This is a genomic window from Streptomyces sp. R11, from assembly GCF_041051905.1.
GTDB lineage: Bacteria > Actinomycetota > Actinomycetes > Streptomycetales > Streptomycetaceae > Streptomyces.
This window is the reverse complement of the sequence record NZ_CP163432.1, coordinates 5,862,547-5,883,792: the sequence shown is the minus strand read 5'-3', so window position 1 is coordinate 5,883,792 and position 21,246 is coordinate 5,862,547. Positions and strand designations below refer to the sequence as shown.

At 69.9% G+C, this 21,246-nt stretch carries 18 protein-coding genes and 1 pseudogene; 11 read left to right on the top strand and 8 right to left on the bottom strand.

Annotation, left to right across the window (positions count from 1 at the left end; genetic code table 11):
- Window positions 1-123 precede the first annotated feature (123 nt).
- On the bottom strand, window positions 124-1,212 hold the full coding sequence (ychF, locus tag AB5J55_RS27360; protein ID WP_362380749.1) for a redox-regulated ATPase YchF: 1,089 nt from the start codon (window positions 1,210-1,212) through the stop codon (window positions 124-126).
- A 478-nt stretch (window positions 1,213-1,690) separates the two neighbouring features.
- On the opposite strand from ychF, the gene AB5J55_RS27355 reads away from it, so the two are divergent.
- Complete coding sequence (locus AB5J55_RS27355) at window positions 1,691-2,143, top strand: hypothetical protein (RefSeq protein ID WP_369273171.1); 453 nt, start codon at window positions 1,691-1,693, stop codon at window positions 2,141-2,143.
- Entirely contained in the window at window positions 2,140-2,754 is a 615-nt protein-coding gene (locus AB5J55_RS27350) for a DUF6542 domain-containing protein (protein ID WP_369273170.1), read from the top strand. The genes AB5J55_RS27355 and AB5J55_RS27350 overlap by 4 nt, the downstream gene beginning before the upstream one ends.
- A gap of 26 nt (window positions 2,755-2,780) precedes the next feature.
- Here AB5J55_RS27350 and ppgK read toward each other — a convergent pair whose 3' ends face one another.
- Both ppgK and AB5J55_RS27340 read right to left on the bottom strand, forming a co-directional pair.
- Window positions 2,781-3,530: a polyphosphate--glucose phosphotransferase gene (gene ppgK / locus AB5J55_RS27345; protein WP_369273169.1), complete on the bottom strand. Its 750-nt coding sequence runs from the start codon at window positions 3,528-3,530 to the stop codon at window positions 2,781-2,783.
- Between the two features lie 29 nt (window positions 3,531-3,559).
- Complete coding sequence (locus AB5J55_RS27340; protein WP_369273168.1) at window positions 3,560-4,585, bottom strand: 4-hydroxy-3-methylbut-2-enyl diphosphate reductase; 1,026 nt, start codon at window positions 4,583-4,585, stop codon at window positions 3,560-3,562.
- Window positions 4,586-4,702: 117 nt separating this feature from the next.
- Here AB5J55_RS27340 and AB5J55_RS27335 point away from each other — a divergent pair.
- Window positions 4,703-5,630 (top strand): annotated as a pseudogene (locus AB5J55_RS27335) (APC family permease); the annotation flags it as partial.
- A 54-nt stretch (window positions 5,631-5,684) separates the two neighbouring features.
- Here AB5J55_RS27335 and AB5J55_RS27330 read toward each other — a convergent pair.
- Window positions 5,685-6,308 carry a hypothetical protein gene (locus AB5J55_RS27330; RefSeq protein ID WP_369273167.1) on the bottom strand — a complete coding sequence of 208 codons (624 nt, stop codon included), beginning with the start codon at window positions 6,306-6,308 and terminating at the stop codon, window positions 5,685-5,687.
- Between the two features lie 71 nt (window positions 6,309-6,379).
- On the opposite strand from AB5J55_RS27330, the gene xseA reads away from it, so the two are divergent.
- The 3 genes from xseA (at window position 6,380) to AB5J55_RS27315 (ending at window position 8,616) form a co-directional block, all read left to right on the top strand.
- On the top strand, window positions 6,380-7,612 hold the full coding sequence (gene xseA, locus AB5J55_RS27325; protein WP_369273166.1) for an exodeoxyribonuclease VII large subunit: 1,233 nt from the start codon (window positions 6,380-6,382) through the stop codon (window positions 7,610-7,612).
- A 9-nt stretch (window positions 7,613-7,621) separates the two neighbouring features.
- Window positions 7,622-7,870, top strand: coding sequence for an exodeoxyribonuclease VII small subunit (locus AB5J55_RS27320; RefSeq protein ID WP_369273165.1), 249 nt, complete (start codon window positions 7,622-7,624; stop codon window positions 7,868-7,870).
- A gap of 155 nt (window positions 7,871-8,025) precedes the next feature.
- Window positions 8,026-8,616 (top strand): malonic semialdehyde reductase, encoded by a 591-nt coding sequence (locus tag AB5J55_RS27315; RefSeq protein ID WP_369273164.1) that lies wholly within the window; start codon window positions 8,026-8,028, stop codon window positions 8,614-8,616.
- Between the two features lie 127 nt (window positions 8,617-8,743).
- On the opposite strand, the gene AB5J55_RS27310 is transcribed toward AB5J55_RS27315, so the two are convergent.
- Entirely contained in the window at window positions 8,744-9,265 is a 522-nt protein-coding gene (locus AB5J55_RS27310) for a DUF4245 domain-containing protein (protein ID WP_369273163.1), read from the bottom strand.
- A gap of 127 nt (window positions 9,266-9,392) precedes the next feature.
- Here AB5J55_RS27310 and glpX point away from each other — a divergent pair, with 127 nt between their 5' ends.
- Window positions 9,393-10,430, top strand: coding sequence for a class II fructose-bisphosphatase (glpX, locus tag AB5J55_RS27305; protein ID WP_328423943.1), 1,038 nt, complete (start codon window positions 9,393-9,395; stop codon window positions 10,428-10,430).
- A gap of 112 nt (window positions 10,431-10,542) precedes the next feature.
- Here glpX and AB5J55_RS27300 read toward each other — a convergent pair whose 3' ends face one another.
- Window positions 10,543-10,920, bottom strand: coding sequence for a WhiB family transcriptional regulator (locus AB5J55_RS27300; RefSeq protein WP_369273162.1), 378 nt, complete (start codon window positions 10,918-10,920; stop codon window positions 10,543-10,545).
- Window positions 10,921-11,095: 175 nt separating this feature from the next.
- Window positions 11,096-11,779: a DUF1707 domain-containing protein gene (locus tag AB5J55_RS27295; protein WP_369273161.1), complete on the bottom strand. Its 684-nt coding sequence runs from the start codon at window positions 11,777-11,779 to the stop codon at window positions 11,096-11,098.
- A 170-nt stretch (window positions 11,780-11,949) separates the two neighbouring features.
- On the opposite strand from AB5J55_RS27295, the gene AB5J55_RS27290 reads away from it, so the two are divergent.
- From AB5J55_RS27290 to AB5J55_RS27275, 4 genes are all read left to right on the top strand, one after another.
- Entirely contained in the window at window positions 11,950-13,617 is a 1,668-nt protein-coding gene (locus AB5J55_RS27290) for a fumarate hydratase (RefSeq protein WP_369273160.1), read from the top strand.
- 283 nt (window positions 13,618-13,900) lie between these two features.
- Window positions 13,901-15,286, top strand: a complete 1,386-nt coding sequence (locus tag AB5J55_RS27285) for a class II fumarate hydratase (protein WP_369273159.1) — start codon at window positions 13,901-13,903, stop codon at window positions 15,284-15,286.
- 72 nt (window positions 15,287-15,358) lie between these two features.
- Entirely contained in the window at window positions 15,359-16,057 is a 699-nt protein-coding gene (locus tag AB5J55_RS27280; protein ID WP_369273158.1) for a DUF402 domain-containing protein, read from the top strand.
- A gap of 310 nt (window positions 16,058-16,367) precedes the next feature.
- Window positions 16,368-18,503, top strand: coding sequence for a SpoIIE family protein phosphatase (locus tag AB5J55_RS27275; RefSeq protein ID WP_369273157.1), 2,136 nt, complete (start codon window positions 16,368-16,370; stop codon window positions 18,501-18,503).
- Between the two features lie 112 nt (window positions 18,504-18,615).
- On the opposite strand, the gene AB5J55_RS27270 is transcribed toward AB5J55_RS27275, so the two are convergent.
- Window positions 18,616-21,006: a transglycosylase domain-containing protein gene (locus AB5J55_RS27270; protein WP_369273156.1), complete on the bottom strand. Its 2,391-nt coding sequence runs from the start codon at window positions 21,004-21,006 to the stop codon at window positions 18,616-18,618.
- Window positions 21,007-21,246: the final 240 nt, after the last annotated feature.

Genomic DNA, 21,246 nt, shown 5'->3' with positions numbered 1-21,246 from the left:
ACTGAGCCACTTCAGCCGTGCGGCCCGACAGGACAAAGGCCAGGGGCCCGACTCCGAAGAGCCGGGCCCCATCCGAACCAGAGATTTGTCAGGGCGGCGACTTGGTGTGCTTCGCCCGCCCGCTCAGACGTTGAAGCGGAACTCCACGACATCCCCGTCCTGCATCACATAGTCCTTGCCCTCCATGCGCGCCTTGCCCTTGGCGCGGGCCTCGGCGACCGAGCCGGTTTCCACCAGGTCGGCGAAGGAGATGACCTCGGCCTTGATGAAGCCCTTCTGGAAGTCGGTGTGGATGACGCCGGCGGCCTCGGGGGCGGTGGCGCCCTTCTTGATGGTCCAGGCGCGGGATTCCTTGGGGCCGGCCGTCAGGTAGGTCTGCAGGCCGAGGGTGTTGAAACCGACGTGGGCGAGGGTGGCGAGGCCGGGCTCCTCCTGGCCGACGGACTGCAGGAGTTCGAGGGCCTCGTCCTCGTCGAGCTCGGCGAGGTCCGCCTCCAGCTTGGCGTTGAGGAAGATCGCCTCGGCGGGGGCGACGAGGGCGCGCTGCTCGTTCTTGAAGTCCTCGTCGGTCAGTTCGTCCTCGTCGACGTTGAAGACGTACAGGAAGGGCTTCGTGGTCAGCAGGTGCAGGTCGTGCAGGAGCTCGTTGCGCTCGGTGCCCTGGACGATGCCGTGCGCGAAGAGCGTGTCGCCCTTCTCCAGGATCTCCTGGGCCTCCTCGACGGCCTTCACCTTCGGCGCGATGTCCTTCTTGATCCGCGACTCCTTCTGGAGCCGGGGCAGGACCTTCTCGATGGTCTGGAGGTCGGCGAGGATCAGCTCGGTGTTGATCGTCTCGATGTCGTCCTTGGGCGAGACCTTGCCGTCGACGTGGACGACGTTCTCGTCCTTGAAGGCACGGATGACCTGGCAGATCGCGTCGGACTCACGAATGTTGGCGAGGAACTTGTTTCCCAGGCCCTCACCCTCGGAGGCGCCGCGCACGATGCCCGCGATGTCGACGAAGTCGACGGTGGCCGGCAGGACGCGCTGGGAGGAGAAGATCTCGGCCAGCTTGGTGAGGCGCGGGTCCGGGACGCCGACCACGCCGACGTTCGGCTCGATCGTGGCGAACGGGTAGTTGGCCGCCAGCACGTCGTTCTTGGTCAGGGCGTTGAACAGGGTCGACTTGCCGACATTCGGCAGACCGACGATTCCGATCGTGAGCGACACGTTGCGACTTCCCGTACGTGAGAGGACTTCAGGGGCTTGGCTGGGGCCCGGTCCTTCTTCGATCTTCGATGCAGATCGATCTTCGATGCAGATGCACGGGCCGATCCACCAGTCTACGGCGTACCGGCCCGGGCCCCTGCGCCCTGTCGAACACCTGGCCAAGGTCCGCCCCCGGGCGTGTCCGATCCCCGATTCCCCACATAAACCGACCTAGGTTGGACCAGTGGAGCAATACAGGGCGCGACCTGCCGGGCACGGACCGCCACGCGGCACGCCACCACCGTTGCCGCAGCGGGCGACACGGGGTGAAGGGGCGGCGGCGGGACGGGGCGGGGGACGCGTCCCACCAGGGAAGGACGAGACGGTGCGGGGAGGGGGCAGGTCAGTGGGAAGCGGGGGCGGGTCGGCGAGGGGCTGTGGCGGACCGACGCGGGGTGAAGGCGGCGCAGTACGGGGAAGGGACGGGCCGACGCGGGCCGTGAGCGAAGCGCTGGGGGACGAGGACCTGGACCGAGTGGAGCGCGGCGCGGGCGGACCGGCTCGGGGCGCGGGCCGGGGCGCGGGTGAGGAAGCGCAGGGCGGCGACGCGGGCAGGACGGGCGCCGTCGCGCCGACAAGGCGCTCAGGCGCCGTCGTGCGGGACGTGGCCCGAGTGGAGCGCGGCGCGACCGGAACGGCGCGGGCGGCCGGGGGCCGATCAATGCGGGGCGCGGGCGGTGTGGCGCGGGGTGCGAACACCGTGAAGCGCGGTGTGCAGGGGTTGGCGCGAGGTGTGAGCGGATCAGTGCGGGGAGAGGACAGCTTGGAGCGCGGCGCGAACGGCGCAGTGCGGGGCGCGGGCGAAACAGTGCGGGGCGGCAGCGAAGTGAGGACGGCGCGAGTGGACTGGCGCGGGGTGAAGACCGAGTGGTGCGGGGTGAGGGTCGTATGAGGCGGGGCGAGGGCGGATTCTCGCGAGGTGGGAGCGGTGCGGCTCGGTCGGCCTGGCCCACACGGTCCACCTGGCCTGCTCGGTCTGCCCGGTCCGCTCAACCCGCCTCACCCCCGCGCGCCACCCGGCCCGCCTCCCAGCGCCGCCCGAGTTCGGTCCAGGCGGCAGCGGCGGTACGGCAACCCGTGCCGCCCCCGGCGCCGCAGGCTCTGCGCCGGTTCCCCAACCCCCGGCTCACCGGGCTGGGCAGCGGTCTGTTCTGCGGTGCCGTGATGGTCGTGCTCGGGTACCTCGACTCGCTGCTGTTCGGGTCGTCGCTCACGCTGTACGGCGTGCTGTTCGTGCCGGTGTGTGTGCTAACGGCCGTCTGGGTGCGCAGGGGCGACCTGATGACCGCGCCGGTGGTCCTGCCGATCGCGTTCGCCGTGGGGCTGCTTCCGGTGTCCGACCACGGTGGAGGGATCAGCGGGCACCTGATGGGCCTCTTCACCGGCCTCGCCACACAGGCCGGGTGGCTGTACGGGGGGACGCTGATCGCCGGTCTCATCGTGCTCGTACGCAGAGTGCGCCTGGTGGCGCGCAGGGAGGCGGCCCGACGCCGGCAGGCGTGACCGCCGACCAACGGTCGGACCGTCGGCTAGCGGTGCTGCTCCGCCGCGTGCATCGCCGCACCCACGATCCCCGCGTTGTTCTGCAGCTGCGCCGGGACGATCTCCGCCTTGATGCCCTCGATGTGCGGCAGGAACTTGTGGGCCTTCCTGCTCACCCCGCCGCCGATGATGAACAGTTCCGGGGAGAACAGCATCTCGACATGGGCGAGGTACTTCTGGACGCGGTGGGCCCAGTGCTCCCAGGACAGGTCCTCGTCCTCCTTGGCCTTGCTGGAGGCGCGCTTCTCGGCGTCGTGGCCGTGGAGTTCGAGGTGGCCCAGCTCGGTGTTGGGGACCAGGGCGCCGTCGGTGAACAGCGCGCTGCCGATGCCCGTGCCGAAGGTGAGGAGGATCACGGTGCCCCGGCGGTCGCGGCCCGCCCCGAAACGCATCTCGGCGACGCCGGCCGCGTCCGCGTCGTTGACCACCGTCACCGGGTGGCCGCCGAGGCGCTCGCTGAACAACGCGCGCGCGTCCGTGTCGACCCAGCTCTTGTCGACGTTCGCCGCCGTACGGATCGTGGAGCCGCCGGTGACCACGCCGGGAAAGGTGAGCCCGACCGGCCCTGTCCAGCCGTAGTGCTCGACGACCTGCTTCACACCGTCCGCCACCCCGTCCGGCGTGGCCGGGTGCGGAGTGAGCACCTTGAAGCGCTCCTCCGCCAGGTCGCCCCTGTCCAGGTCCACCGGGGCACCCTTGATCCCGGACCCGCCGATGTCCAAGCCGAAGATCTGCATGGCCCTACGTTACGACGAAGGACTGACAGTCACTCCCCGGAGTCGCCGGAACCGCCGGCCCCCGTGCGCTCGGCGATCAGCGCCGCCGCCTCCTCGCGCAGGTCGCGGCGCAGTTCCTTCGGCAGCGAGAAGGTGATCGACTCCTCGGCCGCCCTGACCAGCTCGACGTCGCCGTAGCCACGCTGTGCCAGCCACTCCAGGACCTCCTCGACCAGCACCTCCGGGACGGACGCGCCGGAGGTGACGCCCACCGTGGTGACACCCTCCAGCCAGGCCTCGTCGATCTCGCTGGCGAAGTCCACGAGGTAGGCCTCGCGGGAGCCGGCCAGCTTGGCGACCTCGACCAGCCGCTTGGAGTTGGAGGAATTGCGGGAGCCGACCACGATGACCAGCTCGGCCTCGGCGCCCATCTGCTTCACGGCGAGCTGACGGTTCTGCGTGGCGTAGCAGATGTCGTCGCTGGGCGGGGAGATGAGCTGCGGGAACTTCTCCTTCAGCGCGTCGACGGTCTCCATGGTCTCGTCGACGGAGAGGGTGGTCTGGGACAGCCACACGATCTTCGACGGATCGCGGACCTCGACCTTGGCGACATCGTCCGGGCCGTCGACGAGCTGGATGTGGTCGGGGGCCTCACCGGACGTACCGATGACCTCTTCGTGGCCCTCGTGTCCGATCAGGAGGATGTCGTAGTCATCGTTCGCGAAGCGGACGGCTTCCTTGTGGACCTTGGTTACCAGGGGGCAGGTGGCGTCGATGGTGGCGAGTTGGCCGCGCTTGGCCTCTTCGTGGACGACGGGGGCGACGCCGTGCGCGGAGAACATCACGATGTTCCCCGGCGGCACCTCCTCCGTGCGCTCGACGAAGATGGCGCCCTTCTTCTCCAGGGTCTGCACGACGTACTTGTTGTGGACGATCTCGTGCCGGACATACACCGGAGCGCCGTACTGCTCCAGGGCTTTCTCGACGGCGATCACGGCGCGGTCCACACCCGCGCAGTAGCCACGGGGGGCGGCGAGCAGGACACGGCGGCCAGGCGAAGCAGTCATGCGTCCCATCGTAAGGGTGCGTTCGGCGGGTCGAAGATCGCGTGGGTGACAGGTCGGTGGGGAGACTGACCGTGGGCTGTGAGGGGTGGGAGACCGAGCGACGGGCGAGGCACTGGCGGAGGCGTGGTGCCCGGGACCGGCGCGGCGGAATGTACGCCCGACGAAGGACACGAGCTACGCCGGAGCCTCGGCTTCCGTGACCTGGTCGTCTACGGGCTGCTGTTCATCGCGCCCATGGCGCCCGTCGGCGTGTTCGGCACGCTGGACGCGCGCTCGCACGGGGCGGTCGCGCTGGTGTACCTCGTCGCGACGGTCGCTATGGCGTTCACCGCATTCAGCTATGCGCAGAAGGTGCTGGGTGGTCCCCCGGGCGGGGTCGGTGTTCGCGTACGCGCGCGTGGGGCTCGGTGAGCGGGCCGGATTCATCGCCGGCTGGATGGCGATGCTGGACTACCTCCTGATCCCCGCCGTCGCCTGTCTCTTCTCCGGCATCGCGATGAACACGCTGGTGCCGGACGTGTCGCGGTGGGTGTGGACAGCGCCGGCGGTGGTGATCACGACGCTGCTGAACCTGTGGGTCGTGCGGGTGGCGGCTCGGCTGGGTTTCCTGGTGCTCGCGATGGAGATCGTGGTCCTGCTGGTCTTCGTGGTGACGGCGGTGGTCGTGGTCACGCGGGACGGGGCCGAGCGGGGGGTGGCTGTCGCCGCTGTAGGGGGACGGTACGCGGGGTTCGTTCGAGGTGGCGGCGGTGATCGGCGCGGTGTCGATCGCCCGTGCTGTCGTATCTGGGCTTCGAGGCGATCGTCTCCTTCGCCGAGGAGGTGACCGGGGGGGTCGGAGAAGGTGGCTCGGGCGGTGCTCTTCTGCCTTGCGCTGGCCGGGGTGCTGTTCATCGCGCAGACCTACCTGGTGGCGCTGCTGGAGCCGGTGTCGTCCGCCCAGCCGGCGGCCGAGCCGGAGCGGCAGGGGGCTGCGTTCACGATCGCGGTGATCGTGGAGGCCTCGGGGGTCGCGCAGGTGGTGGGGACGGTGTGGTTCCTGGCCGGGGTGGCCGTACTCGTGGCGCGGTCGCGGTTCACCGGCCCCGCACCGGACCGCCGATGACCGTCACCCCCGCACCGGACCGCCGATCACCGTCACCCCCGCCTGCTCGGCCACCCAGGAAGCCCGGCGGAGCATGGACTCCTCGTTGCTCGTGTCCCGCACATGGACGAGCACGGTGTGGCCGTCGACGCGCTCCTCCAGTGCGGGCGTCGGGGTGTTGAACAGCACGGTGACCTCGGCGTGCTTGCGTTCCGGGTGCAGTCCGAGTTCGGGCGCCTCGGGCCAGCCCAGGTTCCACCAGTGGAGCTGGGCCACGTGCGGTGCGGCCAGGGCGACGAAGTCGTCCTCGACACTGCCGAGGGGTTGCTCCCACAGTTCCATCCGCAACGGAAGATGCTCCGACAGGCTCCCGCGGTCGGAGGGCAGGTCGGCGCCTCGCACACCGCCGATCAGTCCGGTCGGGTCGACGAGATCGCCCCGCTCCCACACGATGGGCCCGTCCCAGCTGAACCACGCCTGGGGCCACAGGGACCGGGCGCGCAGCACGTCCTCGACGTCGGGCAGATCGATGTCGGCCAGCACCTGCGCGTGCCGCGTGTCACCCACGGCCACCAGACGTCGGGCCATGCGCAGCGCACATGCCGGGTCGGTGGTGCGCAGGACGGGAAAGCCAACGTCGTCGGACATGCGCGCACTCTGGCACGGCTGTTGTCGGCCGGGGAAACCGTTTTGTCGGTACCGGCCGATACGCTCGCCGCATGGCTGCGAACACAACCGCCGAGTCCCCCCTGCCCGTCGGCGAGGTGTCCCGGCTCATCGGGGGCTGGATCGACCGGCTCGGGGCGATCTGGGTCGAGGGCCAGATCACCCAGCTGTCGCGGCGCCCCGGCGCCGGCGTCGTGTTCCTGACGTTGCGGGACCCGTCGTACGACATCTCCGTGAGCGTGACGGCGTATCGGCAGGTGTTCGACAATGTCGCCGACGTGGTGAGCGAGGGCGCCCGCGTCGTCGTACTCGCCAAGCCGGAGTGGTACGCGCCCCGCGGCCAGCTCTCCCTGCGTGCCTCGGAGATAAGGCCCGTCGGCGTCGGCGAGCTCCTCGCCCGGCTGGAGATGCTGAAGAAGTCCCTCGCCGCCGAGGGACTCTTCGCGCCGGAGCGCAAGAAGCCGCTGCCCTTCCTCCCTCAGCTGATCGGCCTGGTCTGCGGCCGGGCCTCCGCGGCCGAGCGGGACGTGTTGGAGAACGCGCGGCACCGCTGGCCCGCGGTCCGCTTCGAGGTGCGCAACGTCCCCGTGCAGGGCGTGCACGCCGTGCCGCAGGTCGTGCAGGCGGTCAAGGAGCTCGACGCGATCGACGACGTGGATGTGATCGTCGTCGCCCGGGGCGGTGGCAGCGTCGAGGATCTGCTGCCCTTCTCCGACGAGCAGTTGGTGCGGGCGGTCGCCTCGTGCCGGACGCCGGTCGTGTCCGCCATCGGGCACGAGCCCGACAACCCCCTCCTCGACTACGTCGCCGACCTGCGCGCCTCCACCCCCACCGACGCGGCCAAGAAGGTCGTACCGGACGTGGGTGAGGAGTACGAGCGGGTGCGGATGCTGCGCGACCGGGCCCGGCGTTGCGTCGAGGCGCTCGTGGAGCGCGAGGAGCGGGGGCTCGCCCATGCGCTCGCGCGGCCCTCGATAGAGGATCCGCACCGAATGATCGACGAGCGCGCCGACCACGTGGCCTCGCTCCTCGACCGGAGCCGCCGCTGCCTCGGCCACCTCCTCGACCGCGCCGCCTCCGAGCTGACACACACCCACGCGCGCGTGGTGGCCCTCTCCCCCGCGGCGACCCTGAAGCGCGGGTACGCGGTGCTGCAGAAGGCCGACGGGCATGTGGTCCGGGACCCGGACGAGGTGACGGCGGACGAGCCGCTGCGGGCGCGGGTCGCCGAGGGCGAGTTCTCCGTACGAGTCGACGCAGGAAGCGACGCACGAACCGATGCATAGGGTGGGCGAATGACCAGCAAGGTGGAAGAGGCACTCGGGTACGAGCAGGCCCGGGACGAGCTGATCGAGGTCGTACGGCGGCTGGAGGCGGGCGGTACGACGCTGGAGGAGTCCCTCGCGCTCTGGGAGCGGGGCGAGGAGCTGGCCAAGGTGTGCCGGCGCTGGCTGGACGGGGCGCGGGCGCGGCTGGACGCGGCCCTCGCCGAGGAGGCCGAGGCCGAGGAGAAGAGCGGCGCGGACGGCTCGGACGACCGGTAACGCATGAGCGGGGTTGTGAAGCGGATCACCACGCCCCGCTTTTTGTTGAAGCTTGAACTTATCTCGCGTACCGTCGAAGCATCAAACGGTCCCCGGTCCGTTTACCCGCACGACGCATGACGCTCGACGCACGCACTACCCGAGAAGGTTCACGCATGTCTCTCGTTCTTGACCCCGCCGCCCAGGACCTGCTGTTCCGCGAGGCCCGCACCGCGAACACCTTCACCGACGAGCCGGTGACCGAGGAGCAGGTCCAGGCCATCTACGACCTGGTCAAGTACGGCCCCACCGCCTTCAACCAGACCCCGCTGCGCATCACCCTGGTCCGCTCCGCCGAGGCCCGTGAGCGCCTGGTGCAGCACATGGCCGAGGGCAACCAGGCCAAGACCGCCGCCGCCCCGCTGGTCGCGATCCTGTCCGCGGACAACGAGTTCCACGAGGAGCTGCCGGCCCTCTTCCCGGCCTTCCCGCAGGCCAAGGACGTCTTCTTCAGCGAGCGCCCGGCCCGCGAGAACGCCGCCGGGCTGAACGCCGCCCTGCAGGCCGCGTACTTCATCGTCGGCGTCCGCGCCGCCGGGCTGGCCGCCGGACCGATGACCGGCTTCGACTTCGAGGGCGTCCGCAAGGAGTTCCTGGACGACGACCACACCCCGCTGATGGTCGTGAACATCGGCAAGCCGGGCGCCGACGCCTGGTACCCGCGCTCCCCGCGTCTGGAGTACGACCAGGTCATCACGACGGTCTGACTCGGACCTGGCGCTGCTTGAACCAAGCGCACATGCCGCTGCCTGAAAGCACGCGCACATGACGAAGGCCCCCGGCTGCAACGCCGGGGGCCTTCGTCATGCTCAGGTGGTCACTCCGCCTGCGCGGTCACTCCGCCTTCAGGGCCTTCGCCATCTGCGTCAGCTGCTCGAACGAGCCCGTGCCCGCCACCACGGTCGTCGCGCCCTTGTCCTGGTGCACCAGTGCCTCGTACCGACCGCCCGTGTACCGCGTCCACGTCCGGTCGCCGATCTCCTCGGTGTCCTTCGTCGCCTGCCCGCCCTGGGTGGCCTCCTCCAGGAACGTCGCCGGCTTCTCGGTCGACTGCTCGACCTGTACGTACTGGCCGCCGGAGAGGTGGAAGCCGAGATGCCAGGCGTCGAAGTCGTCGCCCTTGAAGCGGACGGACGTCGCCTTCCAGGTGTCGGGCAGACCCTGGGGCGCGACCACCGGGTACGACGCCGCGCGGCGGGCGGTGAGCAGCTCGACGCGGTAGTCGACCCGAGGGAGGTCGGGATCACCGTCGTCATGCGGGACGAAGAGATAGATGACTCCCGCCGCGAGCACGGTCACCCCGAGCGAGAGGACCATGTTGCGGACCGACTTCTGCTTGCCGTTCGAACCTGCCACGCCCCCTATCGTCGCAGGTGCCCCGGCTGCTCATCCGTGGGGCCCCCTGCTCATTCTGCGCGCCCGAGGATAGAGTCAGGGAGGTCACCCTCATCCGGCCGTCGTCGTATCAGAAAGGTGCGCCTCGATGACCGAGAATCATCATCATCTGCCGTCCGAGCTCGAAGTACCCAGTGAAGCCCCCGACCGCAACCTCGCCCTGGAACTGGTCCGTGTGACCGAGGCAGCGGCGATGGCCGCGGGCCGTTGGGTCGGCCGGGGCGACAAGAACGGCGCCGACGGCGCCGCGGTGCGCGCCATGCGGACCCTCGTCCACACCGTGTCGATGAACGGCGTCGTCGTCATCGGTGAGGGCGAGAAGGACGAAGCGCCGATGCTCTTCAACGGCGAGCGGGTCGGCGACGGAACCGGAGCCGAGGTCGACATCGCCGTCGACCCGATCGACGGGACCACGCTGACCGCGAAGGGCATGCCCAACGCGATCTCCGTGCTGGCAGCGGCGGACCGAGGGTCCATGTTCGACCCGTCCGCCGTCTTCTACATGGACAAGCTGGTCACCGGCCCCGAGGCCGCCGACTTCGTCGACATCGACGCGCCCGTGGCCGTGAACATCCGGCGGGTCGCGAAGGCGAAGCGGTCCACGCCCGAGGACGTCACCGTCGTCATCCTGGACCGGCCCCGGCACGAGGGCATCATCAAGGAGATCCGGGACGCCGGTGCGCGGATCAAGCTGATCTCCGACGGCGATGTCGCCGGGTCGATCTACGCGCTGCGCGAGGGCACCGGCGTCGACATGCTGCTCGGCGTCGGCGGTACGCCGGAGGGGATCATCTCGGCCTGTGCCGTGAAGTGTCTCGGCGGGACCATCCAGGGCAAGCTGTGGCCGAAGGACGACGAGGAGCGGCAGCGGGCGATCGACGCCGGGCACGACCTGGACCGGGTGCTGATGACCGATGACCTGGTCGCCGGGGACAACGTGTTCTTCGTCGCCACCGGGATCACCGACGGTGAGCTGCTGCGGGGTGTGCGGTACCGGTCGGAGAACGCGACGACCGACTCGATCGTGATGCGGTCGAAGTCGGGGACGGTGCGGCGGATCGATTCCGAGCACCGGCTCAGCAAGCTGCGGGCGTACAGCGCGATCGATTTCGACCGCGCGAAGTAGCGCCCAGGGGCTCGGGACCGCAGAACGAAGGCGGCTGCGCCACGCCCCCTGACCACAGCTCACAGCCGAACAGGGCGCCCCCGGTGCGGAGGGGGCGCCCTGTTTCTTGCTCTCAGCCTGCCTGCGCTATGCGGTTGGTCGTCCTCGCCGTCTTCTTCAGTTCCATTTCGCGGCGCCGGCGCCTGGCCAGGACCACTCGGCGTTCGGCTGCGGTGAGGCCGCCCCAGACGCCGTACGGCTCGGGCTGGAGCAGGGCGTGCTCGCGGCACTCGACCATGACCGGACAGCGGGCGCAGACCCGCTTGGCGGCCTCTTCACGGGAGAGGCGAGCCGCGGTGGGCTCCTTGGAGGGGGCGAAGAAGAGGCCGGCCTCGTCACGCCGGCACACGGCCTCCGTATGCCATGGGGCGTCTTGATCCCTGTCTCGCGCTGGCACCCGCTGGGCCGGAACGGCAGCTACCTGCAGGGACGAATGCGGCGGTTGCAGCACGGTCTACTCCTGACGACGGCTTCGCGAGCGAGAGACGATGCAGCAAGGTCTACCCGCTGTACGCGCGCCTATGCAGTCAGTTCCGAACCGCTGGATTTCGGGGGGTCCTGCGCGCCGCTGTGCGGCCCCCGGAAGGACCCCAGAGCCAGGAAGGAGCCGCTCCGCTTCACAACCGTCAACGATCCAGATGCTTGCGCAAACCCTTGTCGACCTTGCGCTGAACGCGGTCGAGTATGTCCGCGACGAGCTTCCCCCGCTTCGCCCGGCCCTCGATGTTGCCGAGCACGGCCCAGCCGTCGACATGGACGACCGGCGCATGCGGGTCCTCCGAGTCGAGGTGATCCACCTCGAAGTTGCCGAGGACGCCGCCGCCGGTGCCGCGCAGCGAGACGTTCTCCGGGACGCGGACCTCGACGTTGCCGAAGATCGAGAACGCCCGGATCATCACCTGCTGGTACTCGAAGAGGGCCTCGCTGAGGTCTATCTCCACGCTGCCGAAGATCGCGTACGCGTGGATACGGCGGCCCGCGCGCCAGCGGCCCTTGCGGACGGCGCTGCTGAACACCGCGACCACGTTGTCGTCGGGCTCGGCCGGGATCGCGCCCGGGGCGGGGCGGCCGGGGGCGGGCACATGGGGTGCGCGGCGCTGGTGGGCGGCGGGCAGGTCCCGGATGAAGACGTCCAGTTCGCCGACCGTCTTGGCGGCCAGTACGCCCTCGACGCGCTCGGCGTGCTCGTCGGCGGTGAGGCGGCCCTCGGCCAGGGCGTCGCGCAGGATGTCGGCGATCCGGTCGCGGTCCGCGTCGGAGGCACGGAGCTCGGTGGCGGCAGCGGGTGCGGTCTGCTTCTGAAGGTCCACGGCAGCAGCGTACCCAAACACGATAGATCGCGATAGACCCCGTTCAGGTCGATCACCGGACATCGAACTGAGCCTTACCTCACAAGCTCGCTGTCGGAGGCAGGTTCTACGCTGGTGGACGCTGCCAATGGAGGTCAGCCGCGCTGTCTGTCGAGTGAGGAATGGGCGACATGCCTGAGTTCGCGTACACCGATCTGCTCCCCATGGGAGAGGACACCACCCCCTACCGGCTGGTGACCGCCGAGGGTGTCAGCACCTTCGAGGCCGACGGGCGGACGTTCCTCAAGGTGGAGCCCGAGGCGCTGCGCAAGCTGGCCGAGGAGGCCATCCACGACATCCAGCACTACCTGCGGCCCGCGCACCTCGCGCAGCTGCGGCGGATCATCGACGACCCCGAGGCGTCGAGCAACGACAAGTTCGTGGCGCTGGACCTGCTGAAGAACGCCAACATCGCGGCCGCCGGCGTGCTGCCCATGTGCCAGGACACCGGCACCGCGATCGTGATGGGCAAACGCGGGCAGAACGTGCTCACCGAGGGCGGCGACGAGGAGGCCCTCAGCCGGGGCATCTACGACGCGTACCTGAACCTCAACCTGCGTTACTCGCAGATGGCTCCCCTCACCATGTGGGAGGAGAAGAACACCGGGTCGAACCTGCCCGCGCAGATCGAGCTGTACGCCACCGACGGCGGCGCCTACAAGTTCCTCTTCATGGCGAAGGGCGGCGGCTCCGCCAACAAGTCCTTCCTGTACCAGGAGACGAAGGCCGTCCTGAACGAGGCCTCCATGATGAAGTTCCTGGAGGAGAAGATCCGCTCGCTCGGTACGGCCGCCTGCCCGCCGTACCACCTGGCGATCGTCGTCGGCGGCACGTCCGCCGAGTACGCGCTGAAGACCGCCAAGTACGCCTCCGCGCACTACCTGGACGAGATCCCGGCCGAGGGCTCGCCGCTCGGGCACGGGTTCCGGGACAAGGAGCTGGAGGAGAAGGTCTTCGAGCTGACGCAGAAGATCGGGATCGGCGCGCAGTTCGGCGGCAAGTACTTCTGCCATGACGTGCGGGTGGTCCGGCTGCCGCGGCACGGCGCCTCGTGCCCCGTCGCCATCGCCGTGTCCTGCTCGGCCGACCGGCAGGCCGTCGCGAAGATCACCGCCGAGGGTGTCTTCCTGGAGCAGCTGGAGACCGACCCGGCGCGGTTCCTGCCGGAGACCACGGACGAGCACCTCGACGAGTCCTCGGACGTGGTGAAGATCGACCTGAACCAGCCGATGGACGAGATTCTCGCCGAGCTGACCAAGTACCCGGTCAAGACCCGGCTCTCGCTCACCGGTCCGCTGGTCGTGGCCCGCGACATCGCGCACGCCAAGATCAAGGAGCGGCTGGACGCGGGCGAGGAGATGCCGCAGTACCTCAAGGACCACCCGGTGTACTACGCCGGCCCGGCCAAGACGCCGGAGGGCTACGCGTCGGGTTCCTTCGGTCCCACGACCGCCGGGCGCATGGACTCCTACGTCGAGCAGTTCCAGGCGGCCGGCGGCTCCAAGGTGATGCTCGCGAAGGGCAACCGGAGCAAGCAGGTCACGGACGCGTGCGGCACGCACGGCGGCTTCTACCTCGGCTCCATCGGCGGTCCCGCCGCCCGCCTCGCCCAGGACTGCATCAAGAAGGTCGAGGTCGTCGAGTACGAGGAGCTCGGCATGGAGGCCGTCTGGAAGATCGAGGTCGAGGACTTCCCGGCGTTCATCGTCGTCGACGACAAGGGCAACGACTTCTTCCAGGACCCGGCGCCCGCGCCGACGTTCACGTCGATTCCGGTGCGGGGGCCGGGGCTGGCGTAACTCCTGCGGGGCGGCACGCAATCGTGTTCGCCCCCGCCGCCCCTACCCTTCCCGTACCTGGGGGCTGCCGCCCCCGGACCCCCGCTTCGGCCTGAACGGCCTCGTCCTCAAACGCCGGACGGGCTGAAAAAGCCGGCCCCTCCGGCGTTTGAGGAGCGGGGTCGAAGGGGCGGAGCCCCTTCAAGGACGGGAAAGGTAGGGGCGGCGGGGGCGAAACCCATCGATGGCACACGGATGGGCCAAGCACAGGAACAACCCCGCCGCCCACCACGCTTACTCAGGTATGAGCGACTACCGCATCGAGCACGACTCCATGGGTGAGGTCCGGGTGCCCGCCGACGCCAAGTGGCGTGCCCAGACCCAGCGTGCCGTCGAGAACTTTCCCGTCTCCGGGCAGCGCATCGAGCGGGCCCATATCGAGGCCCTGGCCAGGATCAAGGGCGCCGCCGCGAAGGTGAACGCCGACCTGGGAGTGCTCGACAAGGACATCGCCGAGGCCATCCAGGACGCCGCCGCGGAGGTCGCCGAGGGGCGGTGGGACGAGCACTTCCCGGTCGACGTGTTCCAGACCGGATCCGGGACCTCGTCCAACATGAACACCAACGAGGTCGTCGCCACCCTCGCCACCGAGCGGCTCGGGCGTGACGTGCACCCCAACGACCACGTCAACGCCTCGCAGTCCTCCAACGACGTCTTCCCCTCGTCCATCCACATCGCCGCCACCGCCGCCGTCACCCGCGACCTGATCCCGGCGCTGGAGCACCTCGCCGGGTCGCTGGAGCGCAAGGCCGAGGAGTTCGCCGATGTCGTGAAGTCGGGCCGGACCCATCTCATGGACGCCACGCCCGTGACGATGGGGCAGGAGTTCGGCGGTTACGCCGCCCAGGTGCGGTACGGCGTCGAGCGGCTGCAGGCCTCCCTCCCCCGGCTCGCCGAACTCCCCCTCGGCGGCACGGCCGTGGGCACCGGCATCAACACGCCCCCCGGGTTCTCCGCCGCTGTCATCGAGGAGGTGGCCCGCGCCACCGGGCTGCCGCTCACAGAGGCGCGCGACCACTTCGAGGCACAGGGGGCCCGCGACGGGATCGTCGAGACCAGCGGGCAGCTGCGGACCATCGCCGTCGGGCTGACCAAGATCGCCAATGATCTGCGGTGGATGTCCTCCGGACCGCGTACCGGCCTCGCGGAGATCAGCCTCCCCGACCTCCAGCCGGGGTCCTCGATCATGCCCGGCAAGGTCAACCCGGTCATTCCGGAGGCCGTCCTGATGGTCGCCGCGCAGGTCGTCGGCAACGACGCCACCGTGGCCACGGCCGGCGCCGCGGGCAATTTCGAGCTGAATGTAATGCTTCCGGTCATCGCGAAGAACGTCCTGGAATCCATCCGTTTGCTGGCAAACGCGTCCCGGCTGCTGGCCGACCGCACCGTCGACGGCATCGTCGCCCACCGGGAACGGGCCCTGGAATACGCCGAGTCGTCGCCCTCCGTCGTCACGCCGCTCAACAAGTACATCGGGTACGAGGAGGCGGCGAAGGTCGCCAAGAAGGCCCTCGCGGAGCGGAAGACCATCCGCCAAGTCGTCCTGGAGAGCGGGTACGTGGAGCGCGGTGACCTCACCGTCGAGCAACTGGACGAGGCCCTCGATGTCCTGCGGATGACACGGCCGTAACCGTTGAGCACGACGGCGTGAACCGTGACGGACACCGCAGCGTCGTATGCCTATGGCACCTAATATCTGTCCATGGAAGACGGTGGAGCGGTGACGACGACGGAAGTGGAAGCAGGTGGGTCGACCCGCTTCTGGGCGCCCGGGACACGGATCCTGTGGCGGTACCGGGAGAACGCGGGCCGACGCTTCCACATCGCGCGTCCCGTCACCGTCGTACGGGACGACGCCGAGATCCTCGCCGTATGGCTGGCTCCGGGCACGGAGTGTGTGAAGCCCGTGCTCGCCGACGGGACGGCCGTGCACCTGGAACCCCTGGAGACGCGGTACACCAAGCCGCGCGCCGTCCAGCGCGACCGGTGGTTCGGGACCGGGGTGCTGAAGCTCGCGCGGCCCGGTGAGCCGTGGTCGGTGTGGCTGTTCTGGGAGCCGGGATGGCTGTTCAAGAACTGGTACGTGAATCTTGAGGAGCCGCTGGCCCGTTGGGCGGGCGGGGTGGACTCCGAGGACCACTTCCTCGACATCTCCGTGCACCCGGACCGCAGTTGGCACTGGCGGGACGAGGACGAGTTCGCGCAGGCCCAGCGGGACGGGCTGGTGGACGACCGGCTCGCCGCGCGGGTGCGCGAAGCGGGGCGCGGCGCGGTCGAGGTGATCCGCGCCTGGGGGCCGCCGTTCTCGGACGACTGGCAACACTGGCGCCCGGATCCCGCCTGGGCTGTACCTTCTTTGCCTGAGGACTGGGATCGCACGCCCGCGCACATGTCCTCATGAGACCCTTGATGCGCCCCCGGGCAACAAACGTAGGATCGTCCTCCGCAAGGGCGCACTTGGGCGGCAACTACCGGAGTGCGCGCCGGGCTTGACCGATCGTCACCGAGGGGCGGCAGGACGTGAGCGAGGGTTACCAGGGCAACGCCGCCAGGGCCGGCGGGGCTTTCGACGCCGGTCCTGGGCGCAGACGCCCCACCGGCGGCACAGGAACCGCCCCTGGCCACGCGGGAATTCCGTTCCTGGGGCACGTATTGCGGGTATCGGAGTTTCGGCGGGACGAACTGCACGCGCGGCGCGCAGCCCCGGACGGATGGATTCGAAAGGCGTGACGGAGCAGCCGACCTCCTTCGAACGCCCCGAGACGGGCGTCGACCCCGCGGAGCCCCGCGGGGCGCTCGTGCGTACCTCGACACAGTCGACGCCGCACTCCACGCCGTCGCACGCCCCTTGCGGCGGCGCAGGCACCCCCTTACCCGCGCAGGCGCGCACCGGAGAGACCCCCTCCACGCCGGGCACCACCGCACCGTCCGGCCCGAGCAAGGAGCCCTCAGACATCGCCGGCAACGGCCCCGAGCACTCGCAGCCCTCCGCCGCCGCCGAGCCCGACACGCACCGGCCGCGGCCCGTTCCGGAGGCCATTCCGCCGCAGCCCGGCGCCGAACCGCCGCAGTCGTCCGCCGAGCGGCGCACCGGACAGGGCGTCGTGCCCGGCCGCCCGACGCCCATGCGGCGGGACGGTGACCGGCTGCGCTTCGTGGGCGCCGCCACCCGGCGGATCGCCCGCGGCATCGACCTGGACGAGATCGTGATGGGGCTGTGCCGGGCGACCGTGCCGACCTTCTCCGACGCGATCCTGGTGTATCTGCGCGACCCGCTGCCGGTCGGCGACGAGCGGCCCACGGGACCCGTCGTTCTGCGGTTGCGCCGCACCGACCGGATCCCGGAGGAGCGGGACACCGAAGGCAGCTTCCTGTCCTCGGGGGCACAGCAGCCGGAGCCGACCGAGCTGTCGGAACTGTCCGCCCTCACCGCCGAACTGTGCGAGGTGCGGCCCGGCGGGGCGCTCGCCGAGGTGCTGCGCGGCGTACGTCCCGTCTTCGCCGACGCGCCCGCCGCCCGCGCCGCCCTGCCGGAACTGCTCGGCGACGACGGTGAGTTGATCATCCCCGACGGTCAGCGCGCGATCCTCGCCCCGCTGCGCGGCCGACGCCGTGTCATCGGCGCCGCGGTGTTCCTGCGCCGCCCGGAGCGCCTCGCCTTCGAGCCCGACGACCTCCTCGTCGCCGCCCAGCTCGCCACGCACAGCGCGCTCGGCATCGACAAGGCGGTGCTGTACGGCCGTGAGGCGTACATCGCCGACGAGCTCCAGCGCACCATGCTGCCCGAGACGCTGCCCCGCCCCACCGGCGTGCGGCTGGCGTCCCGCTACCTCCCGGCGGCCGAGACGGCCCGGGTGGGCGGCGACTGGTACGACGCGATCCCGCTGCCCGGCAGCCGCGTCGCCCTCGTGGTCGGTGACGTCATGGGCCACTCCATGACCTCGGCCGCGATCATGGGCCAGCTGCGGACCACGGCCCAGACCCTCGCCGGTCTCGACCTGCCCCCGCAGGAGGTCCTGCACCACCTCGACGAACAGGCCCAGCGGCTGGGCACCGACCGCATGGCGACCTGCCTGTATGCCGTCTACGACCCGGTATCGCACCGCATCACCATCGCCAACGCGGGCCATCCGCCGCCCGTTCTGCTGCACCTGGGCGGCCGCGCGGAGGTACTGCGGGTGCCGGCGGGCGCCCCGATCGGCGTCGGCGGTGTCGACTTCGAGGCCGTGGAACTGGACGCACCGGCCGGAGCGACCCTGCTTCTCTACACCGACGGTCTGGTCGAGTCCCGCCTGCGTGACGTCTGGACGGGCATAGAGCAGCTGCGCGAGAAGCTCGCCGCGACCGCGCAGCTCACCGGGCCCGACCATCCGCCGCCCCTCGAGGCCCTGTGCGACGAGGTCCTCGACATGCTCGGTCCCGGCGACCGCGACGACGACATCGCGCTGCTCGCCGCCCGCTTCGACGGGATCGCTCCCAGCGACGTGGCGTACTGGTTCCTGGAGCCGGAGGACGCCGCCCCGGGACGCGCCCGGCGTCTGGCCCGCCGCGCCCTCGCCCGCTGGGGCATGGAGGAACTCACCGACTCGGTCGAGCTGTTGGTGAGCGAGGTCGTGACCAACGCGGTGCGCTATGCCTCGCGGCCGGTGACGTTGCGCCTGCTGCGGACCGATGTGCTGCGCTGCGAGGTCGGGGACGACGTGCCGCAACTGCCGCGGCTGCGGCAGGCCCGGGCCACGGACGAAGGCGGCCGGGGCCTGTACCTGGTCAACCGGCTGGCCCGGCGGTGGGGGGCCACGCGGTTGAGCACCGGCAAGGTTGTGTGGTTCGAGTTGAATCGCGGCTGACCGCCGTAGGGGGAACTGCGGACCGCCGAGTGCGGGTGCATCGTGGCTGATCGCGCCCGCGCGGCGGAGCCGCATGTCACACACAGCCCCGCGCCCCTTCCGGGGCGCTTTCCTAGTCGTCGTTGTTGGGTCTGACCGGGTCCAGCGTGATGTCGTCCGTCGGCTCGTCGGTCGGCTCGTCCGTGGGCTCGTCCGTCGTAGGCGTCTCCGTCGGCTCCTCAGTCGTCGGCTCGTCCGTCGGCTCCTGAGTCGTCGGCTCGTCCGTCGGCTCCTGAGTCGTCGGCTCGTCCGTCGGCTCCTCGGTCGTCGGCTCCTCGGTCGGAGTCGGGGTCCAGGTCGGCTGGACGGCCGCGCCCTGGTCGGTGTCGAGGTCGAACCTGGCGTCCGGGTCCGTCACGCCGAACATGTACGCCGCCCAGACCTGCGCGGGGAACCCACCGCCGTTGACGCGGTCCTCGCCGCCCGCGCCGTACATCTTCGTCTGGGCGTGGGTCTTGGCATCCTCGCCGAACAGGCCCACCGAGGTGACCAGGTCGGGCGTGTAACCCGTGAACCAGGCCGACTTGTTGTCGTCGGACGTACCCGTCTTGCCGGCGACCTTCTGGCCGTCGCGCTTGGGGTTGTCCGCCACGGACCTGCGGGCCGTACCGTCGTCGACCACGCCCGTCAGCACCGACGTCACCGTGTCGGCGGCCTGCGGGCTGATGACCTGCTCGCCGATCGGGTCCGGGAGCTCGACCGCGCGGCTGTTGTGCTCGGCCGACTTGAGGATGCTCGGCGTGACCTTCTTGCCGTGGTTGTCGAGGGTGGCGTAGACCCCGGCCATCTGCAGCGGGCTCGCGCCCATGGTGCCCAGGGTCTGGGCGGGCACGGCCTGCTCGTTGGTGGTGTCCATGCCGAGCTTGCCGGCCACGTCCATGACGTTCTTCATGCCGACGTCGACGCCCATCTGCGCGAAGACGGAGTTGACGGACTTGTTCATCGCCGTCTGGACGGTGATGTCGCCGTAGTCCCGGTCGTCCTCGTTCTCGGGCGCGAAGCCGGCCTTGCTGCCGCCCTCCACGACCGGCCGCTTGCTGGTGCCGTCGTAGATCGTGTTCGCGGTGATCGGGTTGCCGTCCTGGGTCTCGGCGCCCTCCTCCAGGGCGGCCGCGAGGATCACCGGCTTGAACGTCGAGGCGGGCTGGTAGTCGGTGCGGGTCGCGTTGCTGGTGTAGTGCTTGAAGTAGTCGACGCCGCCGTACAGGGCGACGACCTTCCCCGTCTTGGGGTCGACGGAGACCGCGCCGGCCTGGACGTTCCCGTCGACCTTGCGCTTCTTCGGGTCCAGCTTGCTCGTCAGCTGCGCCTTGGCGGCCTTCTCCAGCTCGGCCTGCTTCTTCCTGTCGATGTTCAGGGTGATGGTCCAGCCCTGGTTCACGACCTCAGCCTCGGCCTGGGAGCGGGTGATGCCCTCCTGCTTCATCAGCTGGTTGGTCAGCTGCTGGTTGGCGAGCTCGACCAGGTAACCCTTCTGTCCCTCCAGGCCCGCGGCGGGCTTCGGCTCCTTCGGCACCGGGAGTTTCGTCATGCCCTGCCGCTCGGACTGGTCCAGCCAGCCCTCCTCGACCATGTTGTCCAGGACGTAGTTCCAGCGGGCCGTGACCAGCTTCCTGCCGGTCTCGGACGCGGCCGACCAGTCGTACTGACTCGGCGCCTGGAGCAACGCGGCCAGGTACGCGCCCTGTTCGACCTTGAGCTTGTCGGCGTCGACGCGGTAATAGGCCTGGGCGGCGGCCTGGATGCCGTAGGCGCCGCGGCCGTAGTAGCTGGTGTTGATGTAGCCGGCGAGGATCTCGTCCTTGGTCAGCTGGCGGTCGACCTTCAGGGAGATGACCATCTCCTTGAGCTTGCGGCTGACCGTCTGTTCCTGGCTGAGGTAGTAGTTCTTCACGTACTGCTGGGTGATCGTCGAACCACCCTGCGCGCCCTTGCCCATCGCGGTGTTCAGCAGACCGCGGGCCGTGCCCTTGAGGTCGATGCCGTTGTCCTTGTAGAAGGACTTGTTCTCCGCCGCGACGAAGGCGCGCTGGACCTTCTTCGGCACCTTGGCCAGGTCCACGATCTCGCGGTTGACCTCGCCGTCGCGGGCCAGGGTGCTGCCGTCGCTGTACTTGTAGACGTTGCTCTGGCGCTGGGCGGCCTGGGCGGCCGCGTTGTCCTTCGGGATGTCGACGGCCAGATAGAGCGCGATGAAGGCGCCGATGCCGAGCAGGCACACGCCGAGGAAGGTGCCGAGGATCTTCTTCCAGGTGAAGAGCCGGCGTATTCGGCCCTTGCCACCCCCCTTGCCGGCGCTCTTGGCCGCCCGGCGGGCCGCGGCCCGGCCACCCTGAGCGGCCGGCGGGCCCACCACGGTGGCCGACTCGCCACCCGCAGGGGCCGACGGCGTCCCGGACGGGCGCCGGGGCGCGCCGCGGCGCCCGCTTTGCTGACGCGCTCGTCTGTCTTCCGCTCGTCCCATGGGTGTGTTCCGCTCCGCTTCGCTCTTGTGTGCACTCCTGCCACACAGGTTCGCCGCTCAGTCAGCTCAGAAAGCTAACACCGGAAGTTGTGACAAAGAGCTGTCGATCCGGTCTTTTGCGGACGTGACAATCAGCACCTGTCCCACCGGAACCGACGGCTCAGGGATGCATAGGGTTGCCCGCGCGGGGTAAAGTGATATCACTTAGATAGTTCGAAGCTAGACGAAGCCGCCACGGCT

What these genes read in the sequence shown, in the direction of transcription:
- AB5J55_RS27350 (WP_369273170.1), top strand. Translation starts at nt 2,140, where the DNA reads ATGAGGCGGGGCGAGGGCGGATTCTCGCGAGGTGGGAGCGGTGCGGCT.
- ppgK (WP_369273169.1), bottom strand. Translation starts at nt 3,530, where the DNA reads ATGCAGATCTTCGGCTTGGACATCGGCGGGTCCGGGATCAAGGGTGCC.
- AB5J55_RS27340 (WP_369273168.1), bottom strand. Translation starts at nt 4,585, where the DNA reads ATGGGACGCATGACTGCTTCGCCTGGCCGCCGTGTCCTGCTCGCCGCC.
- AB5J55_RS27330 (WP_369273167.1), bottom strand. Translation starts at nt 6,308, where the DNA reads ATGTCCGACGACGTTGGCTTTCCCGTCCTGCGCACCACCGACCCGGCA.
- xseA (WP_369273166.1), top strand. Translation starts at nt 6,380, where the DNA reads ATGGCTGCGAACACAACCGCCGAGTCCCCCCTGCCCGTCGGCGAGGTG.
- AB5J55_RS27320 (WP_369273165.1), top strand. Translation starts at nt 7,622, where the DNA reads ATGACCAGCAAGGTGGAAGAGGCACTCGGGTACGAGCAGGCCCGGGAC.
- AB5J55_RS27315 (WP_369273164.1), top strand. Translation starts at nt 8,026, where the DNA reads ATGTCTCTCGTTCTTGACCCCGCCGCCCAGGACCTGCTGTTCCGCGAG.
- glpX (WP_328423943.1), top strand. Translation starts at nt 9,393, where the DNA reads ATGACCGAGAATCATCATCATCTGCCGTCCGAGCTCGAAGTACCCAGT.
- AB5J55_RS27290 (WP_369273160.1), top strand. Translation starts at nt 11,950, where the DNA reads ATGCCTGAGTTCGCGTACACCGATCTGCTCCCCATGGGAGAGGACACC.
- AB5J55_RS27285 (WP_369273159.1), top strand. Translation starts at nt 13,901, where the DNA reads ATGAGCGACTACCGCATCGAGCACGACTCCATGGGTGAGGTCCGGGTG.
- AB5J55_RS27280 (WP_369273158.1), top strand. Translation starts at nt 15,359, where the DNA reads ATGGAAGACGGTGGAGCGGTGACGACGACGGAAGTGGAAGCAGGTGGG.
- AB5J55_RS27275 (WP_369273157.1), top strand. Translation starts at nt 16,368, where the DNA reads ATGGATTCGAAAGGCGTGACGGAGCAGCCGACCTCCTTCGAACGCCCC.
- AB5J55_RS27270 (WP_369273156.1), bottom strand. Translation starts at nt 21,006, where the DNA reads ATGGGACGAGCGGAAGACAGACGAGCGCGTCAGCAAAGCGGGCGCCGC.